Below are 17,232 nucleotides of genomic sequence, written 5' to 3'. Positions count from 1 at the left end.
TAGCGTTTCTGCTGAACGGCTGTAGTTGATTGACCGTTGTGCCCGAATCGCCTTATGGTCTAGACCACATCTTCCCCGGATGTGCTCGTTCGTCCTCCCTCCGGAACAAAGCTGTTCCCCCTCGAGGAGCCGAAATGACCCTGAAGCGAAAGCTTTTCGCGGCCGCAGCCGGTGCTCTCCTCGCCCCGGTGCTGGTCGTCGTCCTCCCCGCCACCTCCGCGAGTGCCCATGGGTACATCTCCGATCCGCCCAGCCGGCAGGCCAACTGCAAGGCCGGGAAGGTGCCCGACTGCGGCCAGATCGTCTACGAACCCCAGAGCGTCGAAGGTCCCAAGGGCCTGCGCAGCTGCAACGCCGGGCTGAGTCAGTTCGCCGAGCTGGCCGACGAGTCGAAGCCATGGCCGGCCAAGTCGGTCGGCACTTCGGTGACGTTCAACTGGGTGTTCACCGCCCGGCACGCCACCAAGAGCTACGAGTACTACGTCGGCAACACGCTCATCAAGTCGTTCGACGGCAACGGCCAGCAGCCGCCGGCGACCGTGCAGCACACGGTGAACCTGGCCGGGTATTCCGGCCGGGTGAAGGTGCTGGCGATCTGGAACATCTCCGACACGGCCAACGCGTTCTACAGCTGCGTCGACCTCCAGATCGGCGGCGGCGGAACCCCGCCGCCGACCACGACGACCCCGCCCCCGACGACGACCCGTCCGCCGACGACGACCCCGACCACGCCGCCGTCGAGCGGCACGTGGGCGGCCGGAACGGCGTACAAGGCCGGCGACGTGGTGACGTACAACGGCGTGAGCTACCGCTGCCTCCAGCCGCACACGGCGATCGCGGGCTGGGAGCCGCCGAACACGCCGGCGCTCTGGCAGCGTCAGTGAGAGTGCTGCTGGCCGTCGTCGCGCTGCTGCTCACGGGCTGCGGCGCGACGGCGGCCCCACCCACGTACAACGCGGCCGACGTGATGTTCCTGCAGATGCTGATCCCCCAGAACCAGCAGGGCATCGAGATCGTCCGCCTGGCCGCGGACCACCCGCTGCCTCCGGCCTTGAAGGAGCTGGCGGCGGCGATCGAGTCGACCCAGCAGACCGAGATCACGGACATGAAGAACTGGCTACGCGCCTGGGGCCAGCCCGAGACGATGGACATGAACCCCGGCGCCCACGCGGGTCACGGCGGCATGAAGATGACATCGCCGGACTTGGTGAGCGCCCTACGGACGGCTCCGCCGGGTGAGTTCCCGCGCAAGTTCCTCGACGTCCTGACCGGCCAGCAGCAGGGCGCGGTCGAGCTGGCCCAGACGGAGAACGGAGCGGGCGGCGGCGTCAACGCCCAGTCCCGTGACCTGGCCCGGCGGGTCATCGAGTCGAGGAACGCCGAGGTCAAGCAGCTGTTGAACTTCAAGGTGTGACGTCCCCGCGGCCCCGGGGTGCGACCGCGAGCAGCCTCCTGCCGAGCTGCTCGCGGTCGCGCGTTCGCTGCCCGCCTCGTGCCGATATATTCGGTTGGCCGCGCTCACGGGCCGCGTTAGCCTCGTGATCATGAAGTTCTCCTTCGCCGTCTTCGCGAGGTTGCGCAGCCGCCGCTGACGGCGGCGCACCGATCTCCTTTCCCTGCCCGCCGTTCCGGCCTTCGCCGGGCGGCCGCTCTCGTGCTGCCCGGCTCCCTCCAGAGCTGCGGAGCATCCCTTGAATTCCCCTCTACTCGACCACGCCCACCTGCGCGCGGAGCACGTCGGCGTCACGCTCGGCTCCCGCCGCGTCCTGCACGACGTGAGCGTCACCGTTTCGGCCCGGTCGCGGCTGGCGATTGTCGGCGAAAACGGTCGCGGCAAGACCACGCTGCTGCACGTCCTCGCCGGGCTCCGGGCGCCCGACCACGGCACCGTCCACCGGACGGGCACGGTCGGCGTCGCGCGGCAGGCGCTGCCGTTCCGGTCCGGCGAAACCGTCGGCACGCTGACCACCGAAGCACTGCGCGACGTCGATGAGGCCTTGCGAGCACTCGACGCGGCGATTTCCGACTTCGACGAAGACCACTACGCCGCCGCGCTGGAGGCGGCGACCCGCCTCGACGCGTGGGACGCCGAACGTCGCGTCGACATCGCGCTCGAAGCCCTCGGCGCCTGCGCCGACCGGACCCGCGAGCTCGGCACGCTTTCGGTCGGGCAGCGCTACCGCGTGCGCCTGGCCTGCCTGCTCGGCGCGCGGCACGACTTCCTGCTGCTCGACGAGCCCGGCAACCACCTCGACGCCGACGGCCTCGCATTTCTCACCGACCGCCTGCGCGGCCACGACGGCGGCGTCGCGCTGGTCAGCCACGACCGTGCGCTGCTCGGCGACGTCGCGACCGAGTTCCTCGACCTCGACCCCAGCCAGGACGGCAGTCCGCGCAGCTACGCGGGTGGCTACCAGGCCTGGCAGGACGGCCGCCGGCGCGACCGCGAACGTTGGGCGCAGGAGTTCGAGGAACAGCAGGACACGCACCGGCAGCTGACGCTCGCGGTGACGCAGGCGCGAGACCGGCTCAGCACCGGCTGGCGACCGGACAAGGGCACCGGACGGCACCAGCGCCAGTCCCGCGCGCCCGGCGTCGTCCAGGCGCTCAACCGGGAGCGGGCGGCGCTGGAGGCCCATCGCGTGACCGTGCCCGAGCCGCCGTTGTCGTTGCGGTGGCCCGATCTCGGCTCCGGCGCTCAAGCGCTGGTCCGCCTGCACGAAGTCGGCGTCGCCGGCCGTCTCGACGGCCCGGTGACGCTCTCCCTCGACCGCGGCGACCGGCTGCTCGTGACAGGAGAGAATGGCGCGGGCAAGTCGACGCTGCTGTCGGCGCTCGCCGGCGAGCTCACACCGACGACGGGGTCGGTCCGGCACCTGCCCGGCGCGAAGGTGGCCTTGATCGGCCAGGAAGTCCCGGCGTGGCCGGAAGAGCTCACCGCTCGCCGGCTGTTCGAGCGCGCGGGTGTCCCGGTTTCGGCCATGGGCCTGCTCGACTCGGAAGCCCTGCGGACACCGGTCGGCCGCATGTCCCAGGGGCAGCAGCGGCGGCTCGACCTGGCCCTGCGGCTGGCCGGACGCCCGGACGTCCTCGTCTTCGACGAGCCGACCAACCACCTGTCGGCGGTGCTCGTCGAGGAGCTGACCGAGGCTCTGCTCGAGACCCCGGCCGCGGTGGTCGTGGCGACGCACGACCGCCGGATGCTGGCGGATCTCGCGGCTTGGCCCCGGCTGGCCCTCTGACGCACGAAGGCCTCCCCGGTCACCCGGGGAGGCCTTCGGTACGTCGGAACGTCAGCGGCGCTTGGGACGCCAGACCACCATCGCGGTCTGCGGGTTGAGCGGCACCAGGTCCCGGCGGTAGGACGCGTGCGCCGCCGCCGCGGCCTGTTCGCCCGCGACGTAGGCCGCGGCCAGCTCTTCGGTCAGCTCCGCGAGCCGGGCCCGCAGCGCGTCGACCTGGTTTTCCAGCTCGATGATCCGCTTGATGCCGGCCAGGTTGACGCCGTCTTCCTGCGACAGGCGCTGGACTTCGCGCAGCAGCGCGATGTCCCGCATCGAGTAGCGCCGCCCGCCACCGGAAGTGCGGCCTGGGGAAACCAGGCCCTGCCGGTCGTAGGTGCGCAACGTCTGCGCGTGCATCCCGGCGAGCTGTGCCGCCACCGAGATGACGAACACCGGGGTCTCTTCGTCGCCTTCCTGAGGGATCCCGCCGAACATCCCACTCACCTGCCTTCGAGCAGCTCCGTGATCTCGGGCCGGGGGTCGTGCCCGGCCATCGACTCGGCGTACGCCTGCAGTGCTTCGCGCGCCTTGTCGTCCAGTTTGGCGGGAATCGCCGCGGTGAGGGTGACGAGAAGATCACCTTGCGAGCCGTCACGCTTGGCGATGCCCTTGCCGCGCACGCGCAGCACCCGTCCGCTGGCGGTACCCGGCGGCACCTTGAGCGAGACCTTGCCCTCGAGCGTCGGCACCGTGATCGTGGTGCCGAGCGTGAGTTCGGTGAAGTCGACCGGCACGGTGATCGTCAGGTCGAGCCCCTTGCGCCCGAACAGCGCGTGCGGGGCCACGTGCACCCGGACGTACAGATCGCCCGCCTGCGCGCCACCCCGGCCCGGCTCGCCCTGGCCGGCCAGCCGGATCCGCTGGTCGTCGTCGACGCCCGACGGGATCCGGACGGTCAGCGTGCGAGTCCGCGTGCTGACCCCTTCGCCGCCGCACTCGGGGCACGGGTCGTCGATGATCTGCCCGCGCCCGCGGCAGTCGCGGCACGGCTCCGAGAACGCGAACGCGCCCTGGCTGCGGCTGACCAGCCCGGACCCGGAACAGGTCGGGCAGGTCCGCGGCGAGGTGCCCGGCTTCGCGCCGTTGCCACCGCACGTCGAACAGGTCGCCGGGCTCGACAGCCGCAGCGGCAGGGTCGCGCCCTTGACCGCCTCGGTGAAGTCGATCCGGACGTCCGTCTCGACGTCGGCTCCGCGCTGCGGCCGGTTGGCCGTCGCGCCCGCCGTCGTGCGGCCGCGGCCGAACAGCCCGCCGAGGATGTCGCCGAGCCCGCCGAAACCGCCCTGCTGGTTGGCACCGGCCTGGCCGAAGATGTCGCCGACGTCGAAGCTGCCGGTACCGCCGCCACCGGGGAAGTTGAACCCGCCCCCGGCGCCGCCGAACAGCCGCCGCGCCTCGTCGTACTCCTTGCGCTTGCTCGCGTCGGAGAGCACGCCGTAGGCCTCGGAGACCGCCTTGAACTTCTGCTCCGCCTGCGCGTTGCCGGCGTTCGCGTCCGGGTGGTTCTCCTTGGCCAGCTTGCGGTAGGCCTTCTTGATCTCGTCCTGGGTGGCGTCGGAGGAGACGCCCAGTTCACGGTAGAAGTCCTTGCCGACCCATTCCCGAGCACTCATCGGGCGCCTCCTCCTTCCAGTCGAACCGGATGTTGCTTACTGCTGCTGGTCATCGAGTCCGCCGCCGAGCGGCAGCTCGCCACCGACGGGCGGGTGCTCCGCCGGGCCGCCTGGCTCGTGGTCGGTGACCCCGACCAGCGCCGCCCGCAGCACCCGGTCGCCGAAGCGGTAGCCGCGACGCATGACCACGGTCACCGTCGGGCCCGCCACCTCCGGCGAGGTGTTGTGCTGCACGGCCTCGTGCACGCTCGGGTCGAAGGCTTCGCCCTCGCTGCCGAACGACTCGAGCCCCGCGCGCTGCAGGCCGCTGATCAGCTTGTCGCCGACGGCCTTGAACGCCCCGGTGAGGTCGCCGTGCTGCTCGGCCCGCTCGAGGTCGTCGAGCAGCGGCAGCAGGTCGTTCACCACCGTCGCCTTGGCCCCGAGCACGACCGCCTCGCGGTCACGCTCGACCCGCTTGCGGTAGTTGGCGTACTCCGCCTGCAGGCGCTGGAGGTCGGCGGTGCGCTCGGCCAGCTCCTTCTCGACGTCGGAGAAAACCGACACCGAGTCGTCCACAATGGACTCGCCAAGCGAGGGGCCCGCGTGTTCCACGGGCGCGTCCTCCGGCTCCGGCGCGGCGTGGGCCGGACCGGGCGGGCGAACCTGCCCGGTCTGGGGGTCCACCCGCCGCCGATCCCGCACGACCACCGGCTCCTCGGGGCCGCGGCCCTGGTTCTCGGATTCGTCGTAGCTGTGGGTCACTTCTTTTCGTCCTCTTCGACGATCTCGGCGTCCACCACGTCATCGGCCTTGGCCTGGCCGCCGGCCGCACCGGCGTCGCCACCGGCCGCACCCGAAGCTCCGGCCGCACCGGCTGCCGCATCGGCGTTCGCGTTGGCGTACAGGGCGGTGCCCAGCTCCTGCGAAGCGGTGTTCAGCTTCTCGATCGACTCACGGATCTTCGCCGAGTCGGTGCCCTTGAGCGCCTCGTTCGACTCGTCGATCGCGGACTTGACCTTGGCCTTGAGGTCCTCGGGCAGCTTGTCGTCGTTGTCCTTGAGGAACTTCTCGGTCTGGTAGACCAGCGTCTCGGCCTGGTTGCGGGTCTCGGCCTCTTCGCGACGGGTCTTGTCCTCCTCGGCGTGCGCCTCGGCGTCCTTGACCATCCGCTCGATGTCGTCCTTCGGCAGCGCGGAGCCACCGGTGATCGTCATCGACTGCTCCTTGTTCGTGCCCAGGTCCTTCGCCAGGACGTGCACGATGCCGTTCGCGTCGATGTCGAAGGTGACCTCGATCTGCGGCACGCCACGCGGGGCGGGCGGGAGACCGGTCAGCTCGAACATGCCGAGCTTCTTGTTGTGCGCGGCGATCTCGCGCTCACCCTGGAACACCTGGATCTGCACCGACGGCTGGTTGTCGTCCGCGGTGGAGAAGATCTCCGAACGCTTGGTCGGGATCGTGGTGTTGCGCTCGATGAGCTTGGTGAAGACGCCACCCTTGGTCTCGATGCCCAGCGACAGCGGGGTGACGTCCAGCAGCAGGACGTCCTTGACCTCGCCCTTCAGGACACCGGCCTGCAGCGCCGCGCCGACCGCGACGACCTCGTCCGGGTTCACGCCCTTGTTCGGCTCGCGGCCGCCGGTCAGCTCCTTGACCAGGTCGGACACGGCCGGCATGCGGGTGGAACCACCGACGAGCACGACGTGGTCGATGTCGCCGACGGCGATGTTCGCGTCGCGGATCACGTTGTTGAACGGGTTGCGGGTGCGCTCGAGCAGGTCCGAGGTGATCTTCTGGAACTCGGCGCGGGAAAGCTGCTCGTCGAGGAACAGCGGGTTCTTGTCGGCGTCGACCGTGATGTACGGCAGGTTGATGCCGGCCGAGTTCGAGCTGGACAGCTCGATCTTCGCCTTCTCCGCGGCCTCACGGATGCGCTGCAGCGCCATCTTGTCCTTGGTGAGGTCGATGCCGTTCGTGGCCTTGAACTTGTCGACCAGCCACTTGACGATGCGCTCGTCCCAGTCGTCGCCACCGAGGTGGTTGTCACCGGAGGTCGCGCGGACCTCGACGACGCCCTCGCCGATCTCCAGCAGCGAGACGTCGAAGGTGCCGCCACCGAGGTCGAAGACCAGGATGGTCTGTTCCTTCTCGCCCTTGTCCAGGCCGTACGCCAGCGCGGCGGCGGTCGGCTCGTTGACGATGCGGAGCACGTTCAGGCCGGCGATCTGCCCGGCCTCCTTCGTCGCCTGCCGCTGCGCGTCCTCGAAGTACGCCGGGACGGTGATCACCGCGTCGGTGATGGTCTCGCCCAGGTACGCCTCGGCGTCGCGCTTGAGCTTCATCAGCACCCGGGCGCTGATCTCCTGCGACGTGTAGTTCTTGCCGTCGATCTCGGTCTTCCAGTCGGTGCCGATGTGCCGCTTCACGGACCTGATGGTCCGGTCGACGTTCGTCACCGCCTGGTTCTTCGCCGGCTGACCGGTCAGCACTTCGCCGTTCTTGGCGAAGGCGACGATCGACGGGGTGGTCCGGGAGCCTTCGGAGTTGGCGATGACCGTCGGCTCGCCGCCCTCAAGGACGGCTACGACCGAGTTGGTCGTGCCGAGGTCGATGCCGACCGCTCGCGCCATGGTGCTTTCCTCCTGTGTAAGCCTGCTATGTACGTGACCTGCACGTTCTTCCTCGCCTTGAGCGAGGCTCTGGCAAGTTTAGTCAGGCCTTCGTGCGTCTCGTCAAGTCGTACTTGAGCCGACCGCACTCAACCTTCGTAACCAGCCTAACGAGCCGGTCCGGGTTCTTGTTCCCGGGTTCAGCGGCAGATCTGGCCCGAAGCGGGTGTGACCCCACTCACCAGGTAGTCCACCTCGGCCGCGCGGGCGCACGCTGAGTTGAACAACCCCGTGTGGCCGTCGTCGGTGCGGGTCAGCAGGACCGCTCCGTCGATGCTCGCCGCCAGGCCGCGGGCCCAGGCCAGCGGCGTCGCCGGGTCGTGGGCGCCGCCGACCACCAGGATCGGCGGGGCGCCGTGGACCGGGTGCCGCTGCGGTGGGTTCTTCGCCGGGACCGGCCAGCCCGTGCAGCCGCTGGTGAAGTCCCAGAACTCCGAGTACCGCCAGCTGTGCGGCGCCACCGCGCGCAGTAGCCCGGCCAGCGCGCCCATGTCCGCCGGACCGGTGAACGGCGACGGGAAGTCGTGACAGCCGATCGCCCGGTACGCCCCGTAGATCGGGGAGAGGAACTGGTTCCGCTCGGTCAGCCCCTTGGCGTCGGGGAACTCACCGCCGGCCGCGGCCAGCGCCTTGCCCAGCGCCGGCCACTCCGCCCGGATGTAGAGGTGGTTGTAGACGCCCGCCGAGATCTCGTCGGCCGTCGCCGGACGGCCCAGGTCGCTCGCCCACACCGCGCCGCGGGCCGCCCGGGCCACGACGTCGTCGTAGAAGCGGAGGACATCGCGCCCCCGCAAGGCGCAGTCGGCCGAGCCGCGGCACCAGTCCGCGAACCGGACCAGCGCGTCTTCGGTCGCCGCGGCCTCTTCGAGGATCGCCTGACGCAGCGGCCGGGCGTGGTCGACGGCACCGTCGAGCACCATCGTCCGCACCCGCCCGGGGTGCTTCGACGCGTAGACCGCACCCAGTTCGGTGCCGTACGACAGGCCCAGCCACGAGATCCTCGGCTCGCCGAGGGCCGTGCGGATCGTCTCGATGTCTTCGGCCGCGCTCTGCGTGTCCGCGTTCGCCAGCAACGGCCCGGTCCGGGCCAGGCAGTCCTCGCCCGCCGCGCGGTTGTGCGCCACCAGCGCGTCGAACGACGGCCGCGTCGACGGGAACCGGTCGAGCGCAGGGTCGAACAACGTCGCCGGGTCGCACGTGATGCGCGGCGTGCTGAACCAGTCGCCGCGCGGGTCGAAGCCCACGACGTCGAACCGCTGCCGCAGCCGCGCGAGGTCCGGTGAGGCGAGCCCGCCGAACTGCACGAACCCGACGCCGGAACCGCCTGGCCCGCCCGGGTTCACCAGCAGTGAGCCGATCCGCCGGCCCGGATCGAGCGCGGGCAACCGGGCCAGCGCGAGCCGCGCCGCCCCCAGCTCCGGCCGCGCGCGGTCGATCGGCACGTCGACCGTCGCGCATTCGGCTGTCGGTTCCTGCTGCGTCGCACATGCGTGCCACGCAAGCGAAGACGCCGCGGCGACGGCCGGTACCGCCGCCATGACCACGACCGCCGCGATGACCGCGGCGACCCGGCGCACGTCCATGATCTTGTTCCTCCCCCTGCACGCCGGCTTTCGGCGTGCACCCTTCCTAACAGCGACCACCGACGGTTCAGGAGCGGTGGCCGGTCCAGGAAGAAAGGAAGAAATCCGAGTTTCCTTGCTGCACAACGACTTCGGCCGGAGTACCGACCCAGGAAGTCACTCGATAGTGGGAATCCGCGGCGACCGGCACCCCCTGCGCCGGCGCCGCGGACCCCTCCCCCCGGGTGAACCCCACGACGCCGAACATCGCGATGGCCCCCAGCAGCGCGGCCGCCAGCACGCGCCGTTCGATCTTGACCATGGTGAAAAAGCCCCCGTAGTAAGGAAAAGGTCAGGCCGCGCGGACCGTGACGCTGCCGCTTTCGGTCGTGAGGTCGAGCGTGTTCGGCGCGGAGCCGTCGTTCGGGACGTCGATGGTGCGACGCCCGCTGTCGCTGTCGCCGATGACGCGGTACGGCCCGCCCGGCACCTCGACGTCGACGCTCCCGCTGTCGGCCTTGATCTTGACGTTGTTCGCCCGCGCCAGCGTGAAGTCGACGCTCCCGCTCGACGCCGTCACGTCGACCGGGCCCCGCACGCCTTCGGCCTTGATGCTGCCCGAGTCGGCGTGCACCTGGACCTCACCGACGTCCGACAGGTCGATCCCGCCGCTCTCCAGCCGCAGCTTCACCAGCCCGGGAACGTCTTCGACGCGGGCGTGGCCCGAGTCCGCCTGGACGTCCACGCTCGCCACCCCGGCGATGTCCAGCCCACCGGAGTCGACCTTGCCGCTGACCGGCACGCCCGCGGGCACGACCACCTCGAAGTCGACCGAGCAGTTGTTCCCGCAGTCGGTGAGCACCAGCTGGTCGCCGTCGACGCGGAAGAACGTGTCGCCCGGCTTGCCGCGCCAGTGGTAGTTGATCTTTTCGTGGACCGTCGACGATCCCGTGCCGGTGCGGATCTTCACCGACCCCGAGTCGCCTTCCAGCTTCACGCTGCGAATGGTCTCCGAGAGGGTCTTGCTGTTCTCGAAGTCCGATCCCCAGCCCCAGCCGAACGCGGTCGCCAGGCCGACGCCGATCAGGACGATGCCACCCAGAGCCAGAAGCGGGCGCGCCATGGTCGTGGTCCCCTCAGTGTTGTTTCCTCTGCGTGAGAAAACGTTATGGCTCGGCACGGGCCCGGCACATGGGGGTAACCCCCCGAAGAACCCTGAGATCCGTCCCTGACACGCGGGGGTGGCGCGAGGGGCCTAACCTGGCGCCAGGCTCCAGTTCCGTGATCAGGAGGATCCATGCCGCAAGCACCCGGCCCGTACGAATCCCTGCCCGACGTGCCGTCCTTCACCCTCCGCAGCACCGACGTCGCCGACGGCGAAACCCTGGCCACGCCCCACCTCTCCGGCATCTTCGGCGCCGGCGGCGAGGACCGTTCGCCGCAGCTGGCCTGGGAAGGCTTCCCGGCGGAGACGAAGAGCTTCGCGGTCACGTGCTACGACCCGGACGCCCCGACCGGCAGCGGTTTCTGGCACTGGGCGGTGTTCAACCTCCCGCCGTCGCTGACGGAGCTGGCCTCCGGCGCGGGCGACGGCTCCGGCCTTCCCGAGGGCGCGGTGACGTTGAAGGGCGACGGCGGGGTCAAGCAGTTCCTCGGCGCGGCGCCCCCGCCCGGACACGGCCCGCACCGCTACTACTTCGCGGTGCACGCACTCGACGTCGACAAGCTGGACGTCCCGGAGGACGCGACACCGGCGTTCCTCGGCTTCAACATGTTCGGGCACACCTTGGCCCGCGCGGTGATCACGCCGGTGTACGAGAACAAGGGCTGAGTCAGCGGGAGGGCCCGGCGCTGGTGCCGCAACGGCGCCGGGTCAGCGCAGGGCTTCCTTGTTGACGCCCTCGCGCTCCAGGTAGCGGCCCTTCGTGTGCTCGTCGAAGCCGAACTGCCGGTACAGCCCGTGGGCGTCGGCGGTGTGCAGCATCCAGCGGAAACCCGCGCCGGGCCCGTTGTCGATCATCTCGCGCACCAGCTCCTTGCCGACGCCGGTGCCGCGCGCGGAGTCGACCACGAACACGTCGGCGAGGTACGCCGAGCCGACGCCGTCGGAGAAAGCGCGTGCGAAACCGACCAGCTCGGAGCCGCGGTACGCGCCGACGATCCGCCACGACCCGTCGATCGCCGCTTCGACCTGTGCGCGCGTGCGCCAACGGCCCCAGTAGGCCTCGGTCGAGAGGAACTTCCACACCGCGTCGAGGTCGAGCCGCGTCGGGTCGTCGTCGAGCTCGTAGTCACCGAAGGTCCGCATGATCCGAAGCTAACGACCGCGTCAACGCGGTTTCAGCAGGTAGGCCACCACCGGCCGCAGCTCGTCCGCGGACGGCGGCTCGTCGTCGATCAGGCCCTGGATCAGCAGCCCGTCGATGCCCGCGAGGAACACCCGGAACGCCACCTCGTCGTCGTGGCGGACCATCGACGTCAGTACGTCCAGCCAGCGCCGCGCGGCCGGGCGCAGCTCCGGCTTCCGCGCCGCCAGCAGGTACAGCTCGTACTCGGCCATCGTGCGCCCGCGTCGCGGCCCCAAGGCCTCGGCCAGCAGGCCGGCGACCTCATCCGCGCCGCGCGAACCGCGGGACCGGGCCCGGTCGATCATCCAGTAGACCTCGGTGGCCATGTCGCGGGCGCACGAGATGAGCGTCGCGATCAGCAGGTCGTCCAGTGACGAGAAGTGGTACGTCGTGGACGTCGTCGGCACGCCGGCCTCGGCCGCGACGATCCGGTGCGTGACGCCGGCGACGCCGTCACGCTCGATCACCCGCAGCGTCGCCTCGATGATCTCCGCGCGCCGCTTGTCCCCGCGGGCCTTGCGGCCGTCGACCTGCAGTTTCACGTCGATGCACTCCCGATTTCGATCAGCACGACACCGCCGATGACCAGTGCCAGTCCCGCGATCATGGCCGCGTTGACCGGCTCCTTCAGGAACACGACGCCGACGATCGCCACCAGTGCGACGCCGGCCGCGGCCCAGATGGCATACGCGACGCCGATCGGCAACCCCAGCTTCAGCACGTACGAAAGCGCGACGAACGCCACCGCGTAGCCGGCCACCACGACGATCGACGGCCCGAGCTTGGAGAAGCCCTCGGAGAGCTTCAAGGAGACCGTCGCGGAGACCTCCGCGACGATCGCCAACGCGAGGAGAAGGTACGCACCCATAGGGTGAAAACTACCTGAACGATCGTCCCGAAACAAAGAGCGACGTACACCACATCGGTGGGACTTAGGGCCACTCAACGGGTTACTCATCAGTAAGGACGGTTAGTCTCCCGGCACCACCACTGATCCATCCGGACGAAAGGCACCCGAACGATGGGCGCTCTGCAACTGACGCTCGGCGGGATCTCGGTCCTGCTCGGCGTCGTCGCCTGGGGAATGTTCGCCGCGACGATCGCCCGTTTCGTGCGGGTGATCCGCCTCGGGCAGCCCGACTCGACGCGCAACGGTCCCTTCATGCCGCGCATGAAGACCTTGGTCAAGGAGTTCGCCGCGCACACGCGGATGAACCGCAAGCGCAGCGTCGGTCCCGCGCACTGGCTCGTCATGTGGGGCTTCCTGCTCGGCTCGCTCGCCCTGTTCGAGGCCTACGGCGAGGTCTTCGTCCCGAGCTGGGGCTGGCCGATCCTCGACGACTTCCCGCCGTTCCAGCTGCTCATGGAGCTGCTCGGCCTCGGCACCATCGTCGGCATCCTGGTGCTGATGGCGATCCGCCAGCGCAACCACCCGCGCCGCGCCGACCGCCAGTCGCGCTTCCAGGGCTCCAACTTCAAGTGGGCGTACTTCATCGAGGCCGTCGTCCTGGTCGAGGGCATCGGCATCATCGGCGTCCGCGCCGCGAAGGCCGCGCTCGGCGCGCACGAGACGCCGACCTGGGCCGCCTTCGTCTCGAACCCGCTCGGTGAGCTGCTGCCGGCCAGCCCGAACCTGGTCACGGTGTTCGCGTTCGTCAAGCTGATGAGCGCCACCGTCTGGCTGATCGTCGTCGCGCGCACGATGACCATGGGCATCGCCTGGCACCGCTTCAGCGCGTTCTTCAACATCTACTTCAAGCGCGAGGCCGACGGCGGCGTCGCCCTGGGTGCGCTCAAGCCGATGATGAGCGGCGGCAAGGTCCTCGACCTCGAGGAAGCCGACCCGGACGAGGACACCTTCGGCGTCGGCAAGATCGAGGACTTCAGCTGGAAGGGCTGGCTGGACTTCTCGACGTGCACCGAGTGCGGCCGCTGCCAGGAGCAGTGCCCCGCGTGGAACACCGGCAAGCCGCTGTCGCCGAAGCTGCTGATCACGCAGCTGCGTGACCACGCCTACGCGAAGGCGCCGTACCTGATGGCCGGCGGCAAGCGCGACATGGCGGGCGACGAAGTGGGCTTGTCCGGGGACAACATGTACGCCGGCATCGACGTCCTCGCGATCGCCGAGTCCCAGAAGGCCCTGATCGGCGACGACGGCGGTGTCATCGACCCCGACGTCCTCTGGTCGTGCACCAGCTGCGGCGCCTGCGTCGAGCAGTGCCCGGTCGACATCGAGCACGTCGACCACATCGTGGACATGCGCCGCTACCAGGTGATGATCGAGTCGTCGTTCCCCAGCGAGCTGAACGGCATGTTCAAGAACCTGGAGAACAAGGGCAACCCGTGGGGCCAGAACGCCAAGGACCGGCTGGCCTGGACCGAGGACCTGGACTTCGAGGTCCCGGTGTTCGACGGCGAGATGGGCGACGCGGAGTACCTGTTCTGGGTCGGCTGCGCCGGCGCGTTCGAGGACCGCGCCAAGAAGACGACGCGCGCGGTCGCCGAGCTGCTCCACATGGCCGACGTGAAGTACAAGGTGCTCGGCTCGGAGGAGTCCTGCACCGGTGACCCGGCCCGCCGCGCGGGCAACGAGTTCCTGTTCCAGATGCTCGCCCAGCAGAACGTCGAGGTCCTGAACTCGGTGTTCGAGGGACGTGAGCGCAAGGCGCGCAAGGTCGTCGTGACCTGCGCGCACTGCTTCAACACCCTCGCCAACGAGTACCCGGAGCTGGGCGGCCAGTTCGACGTCGTGCACCACACGCAGCTGCTGAACCGCCTGGTCCGCGAGAAGCAGCTGGTGCCGGTGGCGCCGGTCGCCGAGGACGTCACCTACCACGACCCGTGCTACCTCGGCCGTCACAACAAGGTCTACGAGGCGCCGCGCGAGCTCGTCGGCGCGACCGGCGCACGGCTGCGCGAGATGCCGCGGCACGGCGACAAGTCGATGTGCTGCGGCGCGGGCGGCGCGCGCATGTGGATGGAAGAGAAGATCGGCAAGCGGATCAACGTCGAGCGCGTCGACGAGGCGCTCGGCACCGCGCCGTCGAAGATCGCGACGGGCTGCCCGTTCTGCAAGGTGATGCTGAACGACGGCCTCACCGCGCGGCAGGCCGACGGCGCCGCGAGCGAGAAGGTCGAGATCGTCGACGTCGCACAGATGCTGCTCGAAGCCGTCAAGCGCAAGCCGGAGCCGAAGCCGATCGCACTCGGAGCGCCGTCGCTCGCAGAAGAGTGACACAGATCGAAAATGTGCACGGCCCCGGTCAGGACTTCCTGGCCGGGGCCGTTTTCCTTGCGGAAAACGCGCTATTCGCGCATTTCCGTAGCCACCGAGCTACCCGTTGTCACGGATCTTCACGTCCACTAGCTGGGATTTTGTCACGGCAATCGATTTCCCGAATAATGTTCATGATATTCACCGAAATGGCCCATCAGGCCAACAAGAAACCTTGGCCAAAAGCCCAGTGGTCCGGCGTATCCTGGCCTTTCCTCGCCGCCACCGCTGCCAGCGAGGCCACTTCGACTATCACGGAATCAGGGGGCAGCGAGGATGGGCGAGGACCCGCGGACCACAGCGGCTGGACGCGGGGACGATCGGCACCCCTCCTCCGGCCGCCACGCGCTCCGCAGCGAGGAACCCTTCGAACAGCGCCGGACCGGCGAACCCATCGGCTACGTTCCCGTCCAGCGGACGCTCGTGCGCCCGTACGTCCTCACGCGCGGCCGGACGCAGTCGCGGCGGCACCTGGCGATCGAGGCCATGGTCTCGACGCGGGCCGGCGCGCACTGGAACGGCGCCCGGCTGACCGGCGAGTTCCGCTCGGTGCGCACGCTGTGCCACCACCCGCGCTCGGTCGCCGAGGTCGCGGCCAGGCTCAGCGTGCCGCTCGGCGTCGCCCGCGTGCTCCTCGACGACATGGCCGAGCAGGGCCTGATCACGATCCACGACAACCGCGTGAACACCGACGGCCGACCGGCCGCGGCGCTCATGGAACGCGTGCTGCACGGCCTGCGCCGCCTCTGACCATTACGCTCACCAAGGTGAGCGAGGAACCCGAAAAGCCCGGTGGCGAAAGCACGCTGACCGTCCTGCTGGCCGGCGGGGTGAACCTGGCGATCGCGATCATGAAGCTGATCGCGGGCATCATCACCGGCTCGGGCGCGATGCTCTCCGAAGCGGCCCACTCGGTGGCCGACACGTTCACCGAAGTCCTGCTGCTGACGGCGTTGAAACGTTCCGACCGCCCGGCCGACCGCGTGCACCCCTTCGGCTACGGCAAGGAGCGCTACTTCTGGTCGCTGCTCGCCGCCGTGTCGATCTTCGCGTCGGGCTCGATGTTCGCCCTCTACGAAGGCGTTTCGACGCTCTTCGGCCACGGCGAAGCGCAGAGCACGTCGATCCTCAGCTACATCGTGCTGGCGGTGGCCTTCCTGCTCGAAGGCACGTCGTGGGTGCAGGCCGTGCGCCAGGTCGTCCGCGAGTCGAAGGCCGAGAACCGGACGATCTGGGCGTACCTCCGCATGATCGACGACCCGACCCCGAAGACCGTGCTCTTCGAGGACTCCGCCGCGCTGATCGGCCTGCTGGTCGCGTTCGCCGGCATCGGACTGCACCAGATCACCGGCTCGGAGGTCTGGGACGGCGTCGCGTCGATCGTCATCGGCGTGCTGCTCGCCTGCGTCGCCTACCTGCTCGGGCGCACGAACCGCGGCCTGCTCATCGGCCGCCAGGCCAACCCGGAGATCGTCCGCGGCGTCCGCGACCACCTGTCCGCCGCGCCGGAGATCGAGGCCGTCGTGGACCTGCAGACGATGCTGATGGGCACCGACCAGGTCCTCGTCTGCACCCGCGTGGACTTCGACGACTCGCTCGGCGCCGCGGACCTCGAACGCGCCTGCGTCCGGATCGCGGCCGAGCTGACCGAGTCCTTCAACGACGTCACCGAGGTGTTCATCGAGCCGGTGCCGCGGACGGATCCCGAGCTGCGGGCGACCGTGCTGGCCCGCTACGGCGACATCGCGGAGCGGTGGAACAACCCGGCTTAGCTCAGTACCCGAAGTCCTGGACCCAGTAGTTGCCCGCCTTGGTGAACCCGACGCCGATCTTCGTCAGCGAGCAGTTCAGGATGTTCGCGCGGTGGCCCTCGGAGTTCATCCAGGCGTCCATGACCTGCGCCGCCGACGTCTGCCCCTTCGCGATGTTCTCCGCGCCCGGCTTCGAGTAGCCGGCGTTCTTGATGCGCACGTCGAACGTGACGCCTTCGGGGTTGGTGTGGGCGAAGAAGTTCCGGGCCGACATGTCGTCGCTGTAGTCCTGCGCGGCCTCGGTCAGGTGCGACTCCGCGGTCAGCGCCTTGCAGCCCGCCTGCGCGCGTTCGTCGTTGACGAGGGAGACGACCTGGTCGACGGTCGAGGACGCGACGCGGGTAGCGGCTTTGGTGGTCGGCGGCGGGGCCGGTTCCGACGTCGTCGACTTCGGCGCTTCGGAGGTCTCGGTCGGCGTCGGTGCCGCGCTGGACGTCGTCGGCGCGGGGGCGCCGGTCGTGGCCTGCTTCGGGGCCGGGGACTGCCCCCCGGCGAGGTCCGTGCCGCTGCCGCCCCCGGCACCGCCCGGCGCATCGGGCAGCACCAAGGCCGCGGCGCCGAGTTCGGCCGTGTTTCCTTCCGCGGTGGCCATCCAGGTGCCTGTCGCGGCGGAGAAAACGCCGAGCAGCACACTGAGTGACACCATCACCACGCGACCACGTTCACCAATGGGGGACACGGCGCGAGAA

Annotated in this window: 18 protein-coding genes; 7 read left to right on the top strand and 11 right to left on the bottom strand. The window is 69.7% G+C overall.

From position 1 onward, the window contains the following. Positions 1-134 precede the first annotated feature (134 nt). From ACZ7PG_RS18965 to ACZ7PG_RS18955, 3 genes are all read left to right on the top strand, one after another. The gene (locus ACZ7PG_RS18965; protein ID WP_470240321.1) at positions 135-884 is read left to right on the top strand and encodes a lytic polysaccharide monooxygenase; all 750 of its coding nucleotides are present in this window, start codon (positions 135-137) and stop codon (positions 882-884) included. After that, entirely contained in the window at positions 881-1,414 is a 534-nt protein-coding gene (locus tag ACZ7PG_RS18960; RefSeq protein ID WP_470240320.1) for a DUF305 domain-containing protein, read from the top strand. The genes ACZ7PG_RS18965 and ACZ7PG_RS18960 overlap by 4 nt, the downstream gene beginning before the upstream one ends. 277 nt (positions 1,415-1,691) lie before the next feature. Beyond that, on the top strand, positions 1,692-3,242 hold the full coding sequence (locus ACZ7PG_RS18955; RefSeq protein WP_470240319.1) for an ABC-F family ATP-binding cassette domain-containing protein: 1,551 nt from the start codon (positions 1,692-1,694) through the stop codon (positions 3,240-3,242). A gap of 51 nt (positions 3,243-3,293) precedes the next feature. Here ACZ7PG_RS18955 and ACZ7PG_RS18950 read toward each other — a convergent pair whose 3' ends face one another. The 7 genes from ACZ7PG_RS18950 to ACZ7PG_RS18920 all read right to left on the bottom strand — a co-directional run bounded on the left by ACZ7PG_RS18950 (position 3,294) and on the right by ACZ7PG_RS18920 (position 10,233). Then, positions 3,294-3,719, bottom strand: coding sequence for a heat shock protein transcriptional repressor HspR (locus ACZ7PG_RS18950; RefSeq protein ID WP_470240318.1), 426 nt, complete (start codon positions 3,717-3,719; stop codon positions 3,294-3,296). A gap of 5 nt (positions 3,720-3,724) precedes the next feature. Further along, positions 3,725-4,897 carry a molecular chaperone DnaJ gene (gene dnaJ / locus ACZ7PG_RS18945; RefSeq protein WP_470240317.1) on the bottom strand — a complete coding sequence of 391 codons (1,173 nt, stop codon included), beginning with the start codon at positions 4,895-4,897 and terminating at the stop codon, positions 3,725-3,727. Positions 4,898-4,933: 36 nt separating this feature from the next. Continuing rightward, entirely contained in the window at positions 4,934-5,641 is a 708-nt protein-coding gene (gene grpE, locus ACZ7PG_RS18940) for a nucleotide exchange factor GrpE (RefSeq protein WP_470240316.1), read from the bottom strand. After that, positions 5,638-7,509 (bottom strand): molecular chaperone DnaK, encoded by a 1,872-nt coding sequence (gene dnaK, locus ACZ7PG_RS18935; protein WP_470240315.1) that lies wholly within the window; start codon positions 7,507-7,509, stop codon positions 5,638-5,640. The genes grpE and dnaK overlap by 4 nt, the downstream gene beginning before the upstream one ends. A gap of 179 nt (positions 7,510-7,688) precedes the next feature. Next, the gene (locus ACZ7PG_RS18930; RefSeq protein WP_470240314.1) at positions 7,689-9,131 is read right to left on the bottom strand and encodes an alpha/beta hydrolase; all 1,443 of its coding nucleotides are present in this window, start codon (positions 9,129-9,131) and stop codon (positions 7,689-7,691) included. Between the two features lie 67 nt (positions 9,132-9,198). Further along, positions 9,199-9,432, bottom strand: coding sequence for a hypothetical protein (locus ACZ7PG_RS18925; RefSeq protein WP_470240313.1), 234 nt, complete (start codon positions 9,430-9,432; stop codon positions 9,199-9,201). 30 nt (positions 9,433-9,462) lie between these two features. Continuing rightward, positions 9,463-10,233, bottom strand: a complete 771-nt coding sequence (locus ACZ7PG_RS18920) for a DUF4097 family beta strand repeat-containing protein (protein WP_470240312.1) — start codon at positions 10,231-10,233, stop codon at positions 9,463-9,465. A gap of 174 nt (positions 10,234-10,407) precedes the next feature. On the opposite strand from ACZ7PG_RS18920, the gene ACZ7PG_RS18915 reads away from it, so the two are divergent. Next, positions 10,408-10,941, top strand: coding sequence for a YbhB/YbcL family Raf kinase inhibitor-like protein (locus ACZ7PG_RS18915; RefSeq protein WP_470240311.1), 534 nt, complete (start codon positions 10,408-10,410; stop codon positions 10,939-10,941). A gap of 42 nt (positions 10,942-10,983) precedes the next feature. Here ACZ7PG_RS18915 and ACZ7PG_RS18910 read toward each other — a convergent pair whose 3' ends face one another. From ACZ7PG_RS18910 to ACZ7PG_RS18900, 3 genes are read right to left on the bottom strand one after another with little or no spacing between them, the layout of a single operon-like run. Further along, positions 10,984-11,418 carry a GNAT family N-acetyltransferase gene (locus ACZ7PG_RS18910; RefSeq protein WP_470240310.1) on the bottom strand — a complete coding sequence of 145 codons (435 nt, stop codon included), beginning with the start codon at positions 11,416-11,418 and terminating at the stop codon, positions 10,984-10,986. Positions 11,419-11,439: 21 nt separating this feature from the next. Then, positions 11,440-12,000, bottom strand: a complete 561-nt coding sequence (locus tag ACZ7PG_RS18905) for a TetR/AcrR family transcriptional regulator (RefSeq protein ID WP_470240309.1) — start codon at positions 11,998-12,000, stop codon at positions 11,440-11,442. Further along, positions 11,997-12,326: a DMT family transporter gene (locus ACZ7PG_RS18900; protein WP_470240308.1), complete on the bottom strand. Its 330-nt coding sequence runs from the start codon at positions 12,324-12,326 to the stop codon at positions 11,997-11,999. Before ACZ7PG_RS18900 ends, ACZ7PG_RS18905 begins: the two co-directional genes overlap by 4 nt. A gap of 153 nt (positions 12,327-12,479) precedes the next feature. On the opposite strand from ACZ7PG_RS18900, the gene ACZ7PG_RS18895 reads away from it, so the two are divergent. The 3 genes from ACZ7PG_RS18895 (at position 12,480) to ACZ7PG_RS18885 (ending at position 16,504) form a co-directional block, all read left to right on the top strand. Continuing rightward, a complete protein-coding gene (locus ACZ7PG_RS18895; protein WP_470240307.1) occupies positions 12,480-14,693 on the top strand; it encodes a (Fe-S)-binding protein in 2,214 nt (737 codons plus the stop codon). A gap of 315 nt (positions 14,694-15,008) precedes the next feature. After that, positions 15,009-15,482, top strand: a complete 474-nt coding sequence (locus ACZ7PG_RS18890; protein ID WP_470240306.1) for a DUF742 domain-containing protein — start codon at positions 15,009-15,011, stop codon at positions 15,480-15,482. Between the two features lie 17 nt (positions 15,483-15,499). Next, positions 15,500-16,504, top strand: coding sequence for a cation diffusion facilitator family transporter (locus tag ACZ7PG_RS18885; protein WP_470240305.1), 1,005 nt, complete (start codon positions 15,500-15,502; stop codon positions 16,502-16,504). A 1-nt stretch (position 16,505) separates the two neighbouring features. Here ACZ7PG_RS18885 and ACZ7PG_RS18880 read toward each other — a convergent pair whose 3' ends face one another. Beyond that, complete coding sequence (locus tag ACZ7PG_RS18880; RefSeq protein ID WP_470240304.1) at positions 16,506-17,195, bottom strand: CAP domain-containing protein; 690 nt, start codon at positions 17,193-17,195, stop codon at positions 16,506-16,508. Positions 17,196-17,232 lie beyond the last annotated feature (37 nt).

The sequence above is a fragment of the Amycolatopsis sp. NPDC114504 genome (genome assembly GCF_055633595.1).
This window is presented reverse-complemented; position numbering and strand designations above follow the sequence as displayed.